We start from the raw sequence: 13,086 nt of genomic DNA on the forward strand, positions 1-13,086 counted from the left end.
CCAGCGCCATCCGCTGCTGGCTATCGGCGAACGATCAGATACAGCCCGGCGATGAGCATGATCGCCGCCGGCCACGCGGTGAGCGTCAGCAACTGGGTAGCGGCCTCGCTCATCACCCAGTACTGTATCGCGCCGCCGACCAGCAATGCCGCGCCGATCAGCCGCAGGACCGGCTCGTCCTTGCGATCGTGCCACGGGCGCGGCGGATCCGAGGCGTGCGGGCGGGACATGCGCTCCAGCAGGTCACGGGTCATGCCCGCGATGTGCGGCAGTTGCTCGACCTGTGATTGCAGATTGCCCAGCAGGGTCTTCGGGCTGACCCGTTCACGCATCCAGCGCTCCAGATAAGGCTGCGCGGTGCTCCACAGGTCCAGATCAGGGTACAACTGACGACCCAAGCCTTCGATGTTGAGCAGGGTCTTTTGCAGCAGAACCAGTTGCGGCTGGACTTCCATATTGAAGCGGCGCGCGGTCTGGAACAGACGCATCAGCACCTGGCCGAAGGAAATATCCTTGAGCGGCTTCTCGAAAATCGGCTCACAGACCGTGCGGATGGCCGCTTCGAATTCATTGAGCTTGGTCTCTGCCGGCACCCAGCCCGAATCGATGTGCAGTTGCGCAACGCGACGATAATCTCGTTTGAAAAAGGCAAACAGGTTACGCGCCAGATAATCCTGATCTTCCGGGGTCAGACTGCCGACGATACCGCAGTCGATGGCAATGTACTTCGGCGCCCACGGGTTGACCGTGCTGACGAAAATGTTGCCGGGGTGCATGTCGGCGTGGAAGAAACTGTCGCGAAATATCTGCGTGAAGAAAATCTCCACACCGCGCTCGGCGAGCAGTTTCATATCGGTGCGCTGATCGGCCAGCGCGGCCAGATCGGTTACCTGAAGCCCGTAGATGCGCTCCATGACCAGCACTTTCGGGCGGCACCAGTCCCAGTAGACTTGTGGCACGTAAAGCAGGTCGGAGCCTTCGAAATTGCGCCGCAACTGGCTGGCGTTGGCCGCTTCACGCAGCAGGTCGAGTTCGTCGTAGATGGTCTTTTCATAATCCATCACCACCTGCACCGGGTGGAGCAGGCGGGCATCGGCGGAGACGCGCTCGGCGGTGCGGGCGAGAATGAACAGCCACGCCAGATCCTGGCCGATGATCGGCTTGAGGCCGGGGCGTACCACCTTGACCACGACTTCTTCGCCGGTCTTCAGGCAGGCGGCATGCACCTGAGCGACCGAAGCGGATGCCAAAGGCTTCTCGTCAAAGCGGCTGAACACGTCACAGATGCGCGCGCCGAGCTGTTCTTCGATCAGCTTGATCGCCAGTTGCTGATCGAACGGCGGCACGCGGTCCTGCAGCAGCATCAGTTCGTCGGCGATGTCTTCGGGCAGCAAGTCGCGCCGGGTAGACAGCAGTTGCCCGAACTTGATGAAAATCGGCCCCAGGTCCTGCAATGCCAGACGAAAGCGTACACCACGGCTCAGCTCGGATTTACGCCGCGGCAGCCAGCGCCAGGGCAGCACGAAACGCACCGCGAGCATCCACCAGGGCAGGGGCAGGGCGAACAACAGGTCATCAAGGCGATAGCGGATAACGACACGTTGAATGCGAAACAAACGGCGGACGGCAAGCAGCTTCATGCGTTATCGCTGGTATTGAGGGAGTGGGCGAGGCGGGCAAAGCGCGCCTCGAGACGGTCCAGATCGAGTTTGATCTGATCGAGTTCGGCGAATCGTGCTTCAGCTTCGTGCTTACCCACCAGCGTACGCGATTCTTCGCTGAGGTAGTCGGCAACGTTCTGGCTGAGGCTGGTGAAACTTTCACGTGTCCAGCGTCCACTGTTGCGCAGTCGGCTGCTGAACAACTGACTGGCCACCGGGCCGACCCAGTTGGACAGTTCGTGTTCCCAGTCCAGTTCCAGATCCTGAAGAATGCCGACCAGTTCCAGCAGTACGCCACTGTCACCGTCCAGCTCGACGTCGGGGCCATGCAGCACAGCGGTCTTGTCCTTGCTCAGGGCCAGACGCAGCAGGCTGGAGACTGGGGCACGCAAGGTGCAGTCGGCGTCGGCAGCCCAGTCTGCGGCCAGCAGCAGACCTTCGTCACTGGGCAGGATAAAGATTTTCAGGGACGGATCGCGACAGTCCACGGCAATGACATGCCCGGACAAGCGCGCCATACGCGGTAGCGCGGTGCTGTCCAGGCGCAACACGCGATTGATGCCGTGCTCGATACTGGCGAGCAGCCCCCGAAGCAACATCAGGGTTTGATACCGCGATGCAAGGCCACGACGCCCGCCGTCATGTTGTGGTAGGTCACGCGGTCAAAACCGGCTTCCACCATCATCGACTTGAGGGTTTCCTGGTTGGGGTGCATGCGGATCGATTCGGCCAGATAGCGATAGCTTTCCGAGTCATTGGTGACCAGCTTGCCCATCAGCGGCATGAACGCGAACGAGTAGGCGTCATAGGCCTTGGACATGAGCTTGTTGGTCGGCTTGGAAAACTCCAGCACCAGCAGGCGTCCACCGGGCTTGAGCACGCGCAGCATGGAACGCAGAGCGTCTTCCTTGTGCGTCACGTTGCGCAGACCGAAGGCGATGGTCACGCAGTCGAAATGGTTGTCCGGGAAGGGCAGTTTCTCGGCGTCGGCCTGGACAAACTCGACGTTGCCCGACACGCCAAGGTCCAGCAGGCGGTCACGGCCGACCTTGAGCATGGAGGCGTTGATGTCTGCCAGCACGACCTGCCCGGTCGGACCGACCAGATTAGAGAACTTGCGAGTCAGATCGCCCGTGCCGCCCGCAATGTCGAGCACACGATTGCCGGTACGGACGCCCGAAAGCTCGATTGCAAAACGCTTCCACAGACGATGCATGCCACCGGACAGCAGGTCGTTCATCAGGTCGTACTTGGCTGCAACCGAATGGAAAACCTCAGCGACTTTTTCTGCCTTCTGGCTTTCCGGTACATTTTTGTAACCGAAGTGAGTCGTAGGTTCGGCATCGCTGCCTTTGCGCTGATCGTTCATATCGCTTCACCGGAATAGAGTGCGGGTCATTCTAATCGCCAGGGCCGGCTTTGTCTTGACAAGGCTCACCGGCAACGCTTTCTTGGATGCAGGCGGCTGTATATAGTTGCGCCGCATTTCATCTGATCATCAAGGAAGCCTGCATGGCCAAGATAACCGTTGAACGCCCGCACGCACTGGGCCGGGAAAAGGCTCGCGAGAGGGCCGAGCAACTGGTCGAGAAGCTTTCCGACAAATACGGACTGGCCCACGAATGGGCAGGCGATACCGTAAAACTGGAAGGCAAGGGGGCCAAGGGCAAGGTTGAAGTCGAAGACGCGTTGATCCGTATCAACATCGAGCTGAACTTCATCCTGTCGGCCATGAGCGGCTCCATCAAGACTGAAGTCGAGCGCGTCCTGGATAAAGCACTGGCCGCCTGAGCATTCGCCCTAGGGTGAGCATTCTAATTTTTCTCCGTAACGTTGTGCTTATGCCCATAGCTGGGCGGTTCCTTCAACTTTCGAGCATGAGGTGCACCATGGCCAGAGCGAACACGAAGAAAAACATCCAAGACCAGCAATTCTCCACGCTTTCCGACGTCAGGCTGTATGCCCGCAAGATCTGGCTGGCCGGTCTGGGGGCCTATTCCAGGGTCAACGAGGAAGGCACACAGTACGTCAGGGACTTGATCAGGACTGGCGAGCAGGCCGAAAAGGAAGTCGTCAAAACGGTCGATGAAAAGCGTCTTGCGGCCAACAGCGAAATCGACTCGATCAAGGGCGAAGTGTCTTACGCCAAAGGTCGTGTCGAGGCGCAACTCGGCAGAATCGAGAGTGCTTTCGACCGTCGCGTCGCAAAAGCCTTGAACCGCATCGCAATCCCGTCTAAACATGATGTTGACACGCTATCTGCCAAGCTCGACGAGCTGACGGCATTGCTTGAACGTGTCGTGCCTAAAAAGCTTGAACGCTCCGGGTCGAAACGATTCGAACGTTCAGAGTCTGGACAATAAGGAGAGCAGGATGGCTGGCAAGAAAAAAACCGACAAAGACGGCAGCTCATGGATTGGTGAGGTCGAGAAATACTCTCGCCAGATCTGGCTGGCGGGCCTGGGCGCTTATTCCAAGATAAGCAATGACGGCAGCAAGCTTTTCGAGACACTGGTCAAAGACGGCGAGAAAGCCGAGAAGCAGACCAAGGTCGAGGCGCAGAAGCAGTTGGATGAGGTCAAGGACACCGCCAAGACCGCGAAATCGCGGGTCGGTGATGTGAAAGACCTTGCGGTGGGTAAATGGAATGAGCTGGAAGGGGCCTTCGACAAGCGCCTGAACAGTGCCATTTCGCGTTTGGGCGTGCCGAGCCGCAATGAAGTTCAGGCGCTGCACAGCAAGGTCGACCAACTGACCCGGCAGATCGAGCTGTTGACGGGTGAGAAAGCCAAACCGGTCGCTTCGCGTGCTGCTGCGGCTAAACCTGCACCGAAAACTGCGGCAAAACCTTTGGTCAAGGCTGCGGCTAAAACCGTCGCCAAAACAGCGGATAAAACGGCGCAGAAAACCGCAGCGGCCAAGCCAGCAGTCAAGAAAGCTGCGGCCAAACCGGTCGATGCAGCCAGCAAGGCCGCTGCTGTCACCGCCAGCAAGGCCAAGACGGTTGCCAAACCGGCCACGGCGAAGAAACCAGCAGCCAGAAAACCGGCTGCCAAGCCCGCTGCATCGGCGGCTCCGGCAACCGGTTCGGCCCCCGCTGCATCAGCACCGGCAACACCCGCCAGCCAGTCCTGACAGACAGCTGCAACATCGAAGCCCGGCCTGCCAAGCAGTCCGGGCTTTTTTGATATCCCGAACACCGCCTGTGCCAATGCTTCTGGCCGGAGGCCGTGGGAGCGAACTTGTTCGCGAAGGGGCCTGCACATTCCGCGAATATGTATCGCCTGAACCACCGACTTCGCGAACAAGCTCGCTCCCACAAGGGGTTGCGTTCAGCCTGCCGATGCGTTTTCTTATCGTGCCCAGGTTTACCTACCCAGATACTCCATCGCCAACTGTTCGGCAGCCTGCCTCGAGGTGGGCAGCAGGTGTGGGGTCACGAGCATCATGATCTGGTAGACCACCACCCGCACATCACCCTCGCGGCCCAGAATGCGTTGGTAATCCAGCGAAAACAGCAGGTTCATGGTGATCTGTTCCACAAGTTGCCCCAACGCTTGGGTTTCGCTGACCAGTTGCCCCCGCGATTTCAAACGGGCCAGCAGTGACGCGAGAGTTTTCTTGATCGAGTTGAGCAGGTTGCGAATGCCGCGGGCCAGCTTTGGCAACCTTCCGGCGAGGTTGGACAGGTCTTGAAACAGGAAACGATAGTGCGATAACCGCTCGACAATCAGGTGCAGAAACATCCAGTAGTCTTCGGCCTCAAGCCTGGCATCCGAAGGCGGATCGAGCAGGGGTGCCAGCTCTGCCTGGAACCGCTCGAAAAGACTCAGAATCAACGGCTCCTTGCCATGAAAGTGGTAATACAGATTGCCGGGGCTGATACCCATTTCATTGGCAATTTCCAGCGTAGAAACGTTCGGCTCGCCCTGCTGGTTGAACAACGTCAAGGCACATTCAAGGATACGGTCGCGGGTTTTCATCCAGTCTTCTTGTTCAAGAGTCAAAGGGCCGGCTTTGCCTGATCGGGCAGGGCGCAATCCAGCGTTTCAGCGCACATGCACATAAGTCCCGGGCGCAGCCTCCATTGGCGGGTAAGTGGCGTTGCCCATCTCCGTCCTGGTGTCGTGCTCGGCCCCGGAATGCTCCTGAATCCACTTCAACCAGTTCGGCCACCAGCTGCCATCATGATGCTGCGCGTCGTAGTACCAGGCGCGCGGGTCGCTGCTCAGCTTGCTGTTCTCGACATAGTTGGCTTTCGGGTTGCCCGGCGGGTTGAGAATGCTCTGCACATGGCCGCTGTTGGACAGCACGAAGCGCCGCTCGCCGCCCAATAGCAGCGTAGAGCGGTACACCGCGTCCCATGGCGTGATGTGGTCGTTGATGCCAGCGATGCTGAAACTGTCCACCGTGACTTTCTGCAGGTCGATGGGGGTCCCGCAGACCTCCAGGCCACCCGGATGGCTGAGCGGGTTGTGCTTGAAGAAGTCCAGCAGATCGCCGTGCAACGCAGCGGGTAGGCGTGTGGTGTCGTTGTTCCAGTAAAGAATGTCGAACGGCGGTGGCGATTTGCCCAGCAGGTAATTGTTGATCCAGTAAGTCCAGATCAGGTCATTGGGGCGCATCCAGGAAAACACCCGATTCATCTCGCTGCCCTCCAGCACGCCGCGCTGATAGGAGCGGCGCTTTGCAGCTTCAAGCGTTTGCTCGTCGATAAACAGCGTGGCGGGGCTTTCGATCTGGCTGTCCAGCAGGCTGACCATATAGGTTGCGCTGGCCACGCGGCGTGTCTGTCGCTTGGCCTGCAAGTGACCCAGCAACGCGGCAACGGTCAGACCGCCCGCGCAGGCGCCCACCAGATTGACCTCGCGTGCTGCGCTAATCGCCCGGCAGATATTCATCGCCTGCTCGGTCGCTTCGACATAACTGGACAGCCCCCACTCCCGATGGCGGATATCCGGGTTGCGCCAGCTGATGACAAAGGTCTGCAGGCCGTTCTTGAGGGCATATTGCACAAAGCTGTTGGTTGGGCTGAGGTCGAAGATGTAGAACTTGTTGATCTGCGGCGGCACGATCAGGACCGGTCGGCTGAACTGCTTTTCGCTCATCGGTCGATACTGGATCAGCTCGAACATTTCGTTGCGAAACACCACCGCACCGGGCGTGGTCGCTACGGTTCGGCCTACCTCAAAAGCGTCTTTGGTGGTCTGGCTGGGTAGCCCGCTGTTGTGCAACAGATCATCGGCCATGTGGCTCAGGCCCTTGATCAGGCTGGTACCACCCGAGTTGAACAGCTCTTTGACGGCCTGCGGGTTGAGCAGCGTATTGGAAGGGGCCAGCGCATCGTTGATCAGTGTGAACAGAAAGTGCGCGCGCGCCCGGTCTTCTGTGGACATATCGCTGTCATCGATCCACTGTCTGACCTGATGCTGGCAACTGAGATACACCTGCAGGCCCCGGCGATAAAGCGGGTTGAGGCTCCAGGTCGGGTCGGCGAAGCGGGGGTCTTTGGGGTTGTGCGGATAGGGTGTTTCGCCCAGCACCACCACCCGCCCCAACTGCTTGCCCAGCGCCAGAGCATGGCGAGCGCTACGAAACGGGTGCCGCAAACCCTGGGCTGCGACGTTGCGCAAGGTAGAAAACAGGTCTCGCCCGCGCAGGCCGGTGATGGCGCTCTGCGCGTTGATGAAGTTTGTGGGTGCAGCGCTGGCAACCTTCGCCGATTTTTCTTGCATGAGGGCAACACTCCTTCGTCAGGCAACTCATGGGTTGGCGCCAGTCCGCTTGCGAAGGGGCTGGCGTCGTTCTGCGCGGTTGAAACTCCAGTGTGTTGCGCAGTGGGTGACGTTGTTTCTCTCGGGCTGTTCACATTAACGGGCGTGCTGGCGCTATCAGCGCGTTCTGGGCGGCGTTGGCTGCGGGTGCATGACTGCGCGCTGCCGTTCCTGTTGCAGAAAACCCATGATGATCGGTGCCACGGCTTCGGCACGCGTGATCAGGAACAAATGCCCGTCATCGATGATGTGTAGCTGGGCATTGGGTATTCGCCAGGCCAACAGGCGCATATTCACCAGCGGAATCAGCGGGTCGTCATCACCGGCCAGAACCAGGGTCGGCTGGTGAACCTTGTGCAGCCAGTGAATGCTGGTCCAGCCCATGCCCGCGAACAATTGCCAGTAATAGCCCAGCTTGCCGGACGAGCGCACCTTGGCAGCATGATTGGCCGCCAGATTGGGGTCACGTCGAAACGCCCCGCCATAGATCTCCGGCGCGATACGGATCACATGCGACGGCTGAATGTAGCGACGCGGGCTGGCCATCAACCACAGCACCCGAGGCTTGCCCGGCACCATCGCCATGCCTGCCGACGTGGCGGCCAGCACCAGTTTCTTGCAGCGCTCCGGGTAGTCATGAGCGAACTGCTGGGCCAGCGCCCCGCCCCACGAAACACCGATCGCATTGACCTGCCCGTAGTTGAGGTAATCGAGCATGCGCGCTGCGAGCTTGGCCAGCCCCGGAAAGCGATAAGGCCGATTGGGTGTCGACGAACCACCGACCCCCGGCACATCGAACGCGATGACTTCCAGGTCCGGATCCAGTGCTTCGACAAACGGGAACACCAGCTCCAGGTTGGCCCCGATGCCGTTGAATATCAGCAGTGGTGTCAGGTGGCTCTTGCCTGGGCGCACGGCCGTACGAATTGTGTGTCCGTTCAGGTCGATGGAGCGAAAAACAAACGGTTGCGGCATGCGCTAAGCCCTGTTGATTTAACCGCCGGGAACGCACCCCGGTTTTTTTCAAGACTGACGGGTCTAACGCTCGTGAACATAGGTTCCAGGCGCTGCCTCGGCTGCCGGATAGGCTTTGTTGCCGAGCCCGGCAGGCGCATTTTTCAACTTGCCCGAGCGCGTGGCCAGCCATTCTTGCCAGTGTAGCCACCAGGAATCGGTGTGCTTGGTCGCGTTTTCCTGCCAGGCCGCCGGGTCTGCTGGCAACTCGTCGTGAGTCATGTAACGCGACTTGGGGTTGCCCGGCGGGTTGAGGATGCTCTGGATATGGCCGCTGCTGGACAGTACAAACTCGGTCTTGCCACCAAACAGCCGTGCTGATTTGTAGCATGAGGCCCACGGCGTGATGTGGTCATTGGTGCCAGCCAGGCAGAACACGTCGGCCGTTACCTGCTTGAGGTCGATCGGCGTGCCGCAGACTTCCAGCGCGTTGGCGCGGGTCAGCGGGTTGTTTTTGAACATTTCGATCAGGTCGCCGTGAAAGGCGGCGGGCAGGCGTGTGGTGTCGTTGTTCCAGAACAGAATGTCGAAGACGGGCGGCTCGTTGCCCAGCAGGTAATTGTTGACCCAGTAATTCCAGATCAGGTCGTTAGGGCGCATCCAGGCAAAAACCTTGGCCATGTCACGACCTTCCAGCACGCCCGCCTGATAGGAGTGGCGCTTGGCGGTTTCCAAAGTCTGCTCGTCGACGAACAGCGCGACCTCGGTATCCAGCGTTGTATCGAGCACGCTGACCAGCAGGGTCATGGCGTTGACTTTCTTTTCGCCCAAGGCTGCGTAGTGGCCCAGCAGCGCCGTGCAGGTAATGCCGCCGGAGCAGGCACCCAGCATGTTGAGGTCTTTGCTGCCGGTGATCGCCAGCACCACATCGACCGCTTCCTTGAGCGCCTCGATATAGGTCGACAGCCCCCATTCGCGTTGCGCCTTGGTCGGGTTGCGCCAACTGATGATGAAGGTCTGCACGTTACTGCGCAGGCAGAAGCGCGCCAGGCTTTTTTCCGGGCTCAGGTCGAAGACATAGAATTTGTTGATCTGCGGTGGGATCACCAACAGCGGTCGCTCGTGAACCTGCTCGGTAATCGGTTTGTACTGGATCAGTTCCAGTACGTCATTGCGAAACACCACGGCCCCCTCAGTGGTGCCCAGGTTTTTGCCAACCTCAAACGCGTCCATGTTGACCTGGCTAGGCATTCCGCCGTTGTTCACCAGGTCCTTGGCCAAGTGCGACAGACCATCGAGCAGGCTTTTACCGCCGGTTTCAAAGAACCGTTTCACGGCGGCCGGGTTAGCGGCAGAGTTGGTCGGTGACATGGCCTCGGTCATGAGGTTGATCACAAAGTGCGCGCGACTGATGTCTTGCGGGGTGAGATCGCTGCCACCGATCCAGTCATGCAGTTCCTTGCGCCAGGCGAGGTAAGTCTGCAGGTAACGGCGATACAGCGGGTTCTGGCTCCAGGCCGGATCAGCGAAGCGGCGGTCATCCGGTGTTGGCTGCAAGGCAGATTTGCCGAAGATCACGTTGCCGAGTTCGACGCTCAGGTGTGCGACGTGCTTGATGCTGTGGATCGGTTGTTTGAAAGCCTGACGCAAAACCATCCGTGCAGTGCTCAGTAAATCCTTGCGCCGCAGGCCAACGACCGGGTTGAGGCCCAGGGTGTGCTCGGAAGCCTGGCGCTGCAGGTCATCGTCTTTCGCGTTACTCATCTACGACGCTCCATTGTCTTGATGCGAACACTGACATTCCTTGCCCGTGAACCAGTGACACAGGCGGTTAGCCAGCACTACTGCTCGTGTAACTCATGCCTTGCAGGCTGTTTCTCGCATCGACTTCGATGCAGGGAACTTGCCAAGGTTATTGGTTACGCGAGATTTCAAAAAATCGCAAGCAGCGTCAGCCACTCATTGGCCGCTGCACGGAACATTGAAACAAAAACGATTAGAAAGCGCGTCCTAAAACGGCGAGCGGTGAGGCTGCACGGTTTTGAATGTTCTGTGAGGATCGCGCGGGCGGGCGGGATCAGAGCATCAGCTTGATGACTTGCTCGGAGGGATCGCGGGATTTGCCGGCTTTTTTCAGCTCTTGCAGATAGTCCTCCCAGAGGGACTCCTGGCGTCTTGCCAGCTCGTACAGGTACTCCCAGGTGAACAGTCCTGAGTCGTGGCCATCATCAAAGGTCAATTTCAGTGCATATTGCCCAGCCGGCTCGACCTTGCTCAGACCGACGCCCAGTTTGCCGAATTGCAGGATCGGCCTGCCATGGCCCTGAACCTCGGCAGAAGGGGAATGCACGCGCAGAAATTCGGCGGGCAGATGATATTCCTCATCCGGCGCGTACTTCAGCGTCAGGGTTTTGGAAGCTTTGTGCAGCTGGATGGCGGTGGGGAGCATTGAAAGCAGCCTCAAGGAATAGCAGCTACAAGCTACAGGCAGAAGCAAAAAAGCTGCAAGAGGAGAACCTCTTGCAGCTTGTAGCTAACCGCTTGCAGCTTTAAAGGATATACCGCGAGAGGTCCTCGTTTTCGGCCAGATCGCCCAAGTGGCTGTTGACGTATTCTGCATCGATTTCAATCGGTGCTGCGTCAGGGCTGATAGCCAGATCGCCAGCGCTGAACGAGACTTCCTCAAGCAGACGCTCAAGCAGCGTGTGCAGGCGACGGGCACCGATGTTCTCGGTTTTCTCGTTGACCTGCCAGGCAATCTCGGCAAGACGCTTGATGCCTTCAGGCTTGAACTCGATCTTCAGGCCTTCGGTCTTGAGCAGCTCGCGATACTGTTCGGTCAACGACGCATGTGGCTCGCTGAGAATGCGTTCGAAGTCCTGCGGCGACAGCGCCTTGAGTTCAACGCGGATCGGCAGACGACCTTGCAGCTCGGGGACCAGATCACTTGGCTTGCTCAAATGGAACGCACCAGATGCAATGAACAGGATGTGGTCAGTCTTGACCATGCCCAGTTTGGTATTCACGGTGCAGCCTTCAATCAGCGGCAGCAGGTCGCGCTGTACGCCTTCGCGGGACACATCGACACCGCCCGAATTACCGCGCTTGGCAACCTTGTCGATCTCGTCGATGAACACAATGCCGTGTTGCTCGACGGCTTCCAGCGCCTTGGCCTTCAACTCTTCGTCATTGACCAGACGGCCCGCTTCTTCTTCGCGTACCAGCTTGAGCGCGTCCTTGACCTTGAGTTTGCGGCTCTTGGTCTTGCCTTTGCCCATGTTGGCAAACAGGCTCTGCAGCTGATTGGTCATTTCTTCCATGCCGGGTGGCGCGGAGATATCCACACCTACGGCTTCGTTGATCTCGATCTCGATTTCCTTGTCGTCCAGCTGGCCTTCGCGCAAACGCTTGCGGAACAGCTGACGGGTGTTGGAATCATTGCTTTGCGCAGGGTCTTCATTGAAACCGACACGCGCAGGCGGCAACAGGGCATCGAGAATACGGTCTTCGGCCGCGTCTTCGGCGCGATGACGGACCTTGATGATCTCCTGTTCACGCAGAAGCTTGATAGCCGCATCGGCCAGGTCGCGGATGATCGACTCGACATCACGACCTACATAGCCCACTTCGGTGAACTTGGTCGCTTCAACCTTGATGAACGGCGCATTGGCAAGCTTGGCCAGGCGACGGGCGATTTCGGTCTTGCCGACACCGGTCGGGCCGATCATCAGAATGTTCTTGGGCGTCACTTCAACGCGCAGCTCTTCAGGCAGCTGCATGCGGCGCCAGCGATTGCGCAGGGCAATGGCGACGGCGCGCTTGGCATCGTCCTGGCCGATGATATGGCGGTTAAGTTCGTGGACGATTTCGCGGGGAGTCATGGACATGGTAATTCACGGTCCTCTGGTACGGTCAAGCCGAAGGGGCCGCAGACTGTGCGGCCCGGCAAGGGCTTAGCCGACGAGGTCCTGCTCCTCAATGGTGATGTTGTGGTTGGTGAACACGCAAATGTCGCCAGCGATATGCAACGAGGTCTCGGCGATTTCGCGTGCCGACAGGTCGGTCTTGAGCAGCAGGGCGCGTGCGGCGGCCTGAGCAAATGCGCCGCCGGAGCCCATGGCGATCAGGCCGTCCTCGGGCTCGACCACATCGCCGTTGCCGGTGATGATCAGCGAGGCGTCCTTGTTGGCGACGGCCAGCATTGCTTCAAGACGGCTCAGCGAGCGATCGGTACGCCAGTCCTTGGCCAGCTCGACAGCTGCACGAACCAGATGGCCCTGGTGTTTTTCCAGCTGGGCTTCAAAGCGTTCGAACAGCGTGAATGCATCGGCGGTTGCGCCAGCGAACCCGGCGATTACTTCGCCGTGATAAAGACGGCGCACCTTCTTGGCGTTGCCTTTCATGACGGTGTTGCCCAGAGAAACCTGGCCGTCGCCAGCCATGACGACTTTACCGTGGCGGCGCACTGAAACGATGGTGGTCAAGGTAGAGTCTCCACACTGCGGGGCGAAAATGCCCTGATGCAAACTCATATGGGGGTGTGGGTGAGTATTTCAACCTTGGGGGTAAATCGGGGGGAAATGATCGTATGATTCTTGTCCCAACCCTTTAAGCGGACCGGACGACGCTTCGTTTGTCCGCGATCTCCCTGCTTTTGTGGGAGCGGACTTGTCCGCGACGGGCTGCGAAGCGGCCCC

At 59.1% G+C, this 13,086-nt stretch carries 13 protein-coding genes; 3 read left to right on the plus strand and 10 right to left on the minus strand.

The features are described 5' to 3' along the window. Positions 1–20 precede the first annotated feature (20 nt). The 3 genes from ubiB to ubiE are packed head-to-tail and all read right to left on the minus strand — an operon-like array spanning position 21 to position 3,030. Positions 21–1,640 (minus strand): ubiquinone biosynthesis regulatory protein kinase UbiB, encoded by a 1,620-nt coding sequence (gene ubiB / locus AC4ANE_RS01990; protein WP_002551633.1) that lies wholly within the window; start codon positions 1,638–1,640, stop codon positions 21–23. Next, positions 1,637–2,260, minus strand: a complete 624-nt coding sequence (locus AC4ANE_RS01995) for a ubiquinone biosynthesis accessory factor UbiJ (protein ID WP_031594985.1) — start codon at positions 2,258–2,260, stop codon at positions 1,637–1,639. Before AC4ANE_RS01995 ends, ubiB begins: the two co-directional genes overlap by 4 nt. Next, complete coding sequence (ubiE, locus tag AC4ANE_RS02000; protein ID WP_002551635.1) at positions 2,260–3,030, minus strand: bifunctional demethylmenaquinone methyltransferase/2-methoxy-6-polyprenyl-1,4-benzoquinol methylase UbiE; 771 nt, start codon at positions 3,028–3,030, stop codon at positions 2,260–2,262. Before ubiE ends, AC4ANE_RS01995 begins: the two co-directional genes overlap by 1 nt. Before the next feature lie 143 nt (positions 3,031–3,173). Here ubiE and AC4ANE_RS02005 point away from each other — a divergent pair, with 143 nt between their 5' ends. The 3 genes from AC4ANE_RS02005 to AC4ANE_RS02015 all read left to right on the plus strand — a co-directional run bounded on the left by AC4ANE_RS02005 (position 3,174) and on the right by AC4ANE_RS02015 (position 4,796). Then, positions 3,174–3,452: a polyhydroxyalkanoic acid system family protein gene (locus AC4ANE_RS02005; RefSeq protein WP_002551636.1), complete on the plus strand. Its 279-nt coding sequence runs from the start codon at positions 3,174–3,176 to the stop codon at positions 3,450–3,452. 98 nt (positions 3,453–3,550) lie between these two features. Beyond that, a complete protein-coding gene (locus AC4ANE_RS02010) occupies positions 3,551–4,024 on the plus strand; it encodes a phasin family protein (protein ID WP_002551637.1) in 474 nt (157 codons plus the stop codon). Between the two features lie 10 nt (positions 4,025–4,034). Beyond that, positions 4,035–4,796, plus strand: a complete 762-nt coding sequence (locus AC4ANE_RS02015; RefSeq protein WP_460408680.1) for a phasin family protein — start codon at positions 4,035–4,037, stop codon at positions 4,794–4,796. 233 nt (positions 4,797–5,029) lie between these two features. Here the strand turns inward: AC4ANE_RS02015 and AC4ANE_RS02020 are convergent, their stop codons facing one another. The 7 genes from AC4ANE_RS02020 to hslV all read right to left on the minus strand — a co-directional run bounded on the left by AC4ANE_RS02020 (position 5,030) and on the right by hslV (position 12,873). Next, positions 5,030–5,644 carry a TetR/AcrR family transcriptional regulator gene (locus AC4ANE_RS02020; protein WP_002551639.1) on the minus strand — a complete coding sequence of 205 codons (615 nt, stop codon included), beginning with the start codon at positions 5,642–5,644 and terminating at the stop codon, positions 5,030–5,032. A gap of 66 nt (positions 5,645–5,710) precedes the next feature. Beyond that, positions 5,711–7,396, minus strand: coding sequence for a class II poly(R)-hydroxyalkanoic acid synthase (gene phaC, locus AC4ANE_RS02025; RefSeq protein ID WP_031594986.1), 1,686 nt, complete (start codon positions 7,394–7,396; stop codon positions 5,711–5,713). Positions 7,397–7,552: 156 nt separating this feature from the next. Beyond that, a complete protein-coding gene (gene phaZ, locus AC4ANE_RS02030) occupies positions 7,553–8,410 on the minus strand; it encodes a poly(3-hydroxyalkanoate) depolymerase (RefSeq protein WP_004654231.1) in 858 nt (285 codons plus the stop codon). Positions 8,411–8,473: 63 nt separating this feature from the next. Beyond that, the gene (gene phaC, locus AC4ANE_RS02035; protein WP_031594987.1) at positions 8,474–10,153 is read right to left on the minus strand and encodes a class II poly(R)-hydroxyalkanoic acid synthase; all 1,680 of its coding nucleotides are present in this window, start codon (positions 10,151–10,153) and stop codon (positions 8,474–8,476) included. A gap of 313 nt (positions 10,154–10,466) precedes the next feature. Then, positions 10,467–10,838 carry a gamma-butyrobetaine hydroxylase family protein gene (locus AC4ANE_RS02040; protein ID WP_002551642.1) on the minus strand — a complete coding sequence of 124 codons (372 nt, stop codon included), beginning with the start codon at positions 10,836–10,838 and terminating at the stop codon, positions 10,467–10,469. Positions 10,839–10,938: 100 nt separating this feature from the next. After that, the gene (hslU, locus tag AC4ANE_RS02045) at positions 10,939–12,276 is read right to left on the minus strand and encodes an ATP-dependent protease ATPase subunit HslU (RefSeq protein ID WP_002551643.1); all 1,338 of its coding nucleotides are present in this window, start codon (positions 12,274–12,276) and stop codon (positions 10,939–10,941) included. Positions 12,277–12,342: 66 nt separating this feature from the next. Next, on the minus strand, positions 12,343–12,873 hold the full coding sequence (hslV, locus tag AC4ANE_RS02050) for an ATP-dependent protease subunit HslV (RefSeq protein WP_002551644.1): 531 nt from the start codon (positions 12,871–12,873) through the stop codon (positions 12,343–12,345). Positions 12,874–13,086: the final 213 nt, after the last annotated feature.

Source organism: Pseudomonas sp. Pme6b, assembly GCF_058129925.1.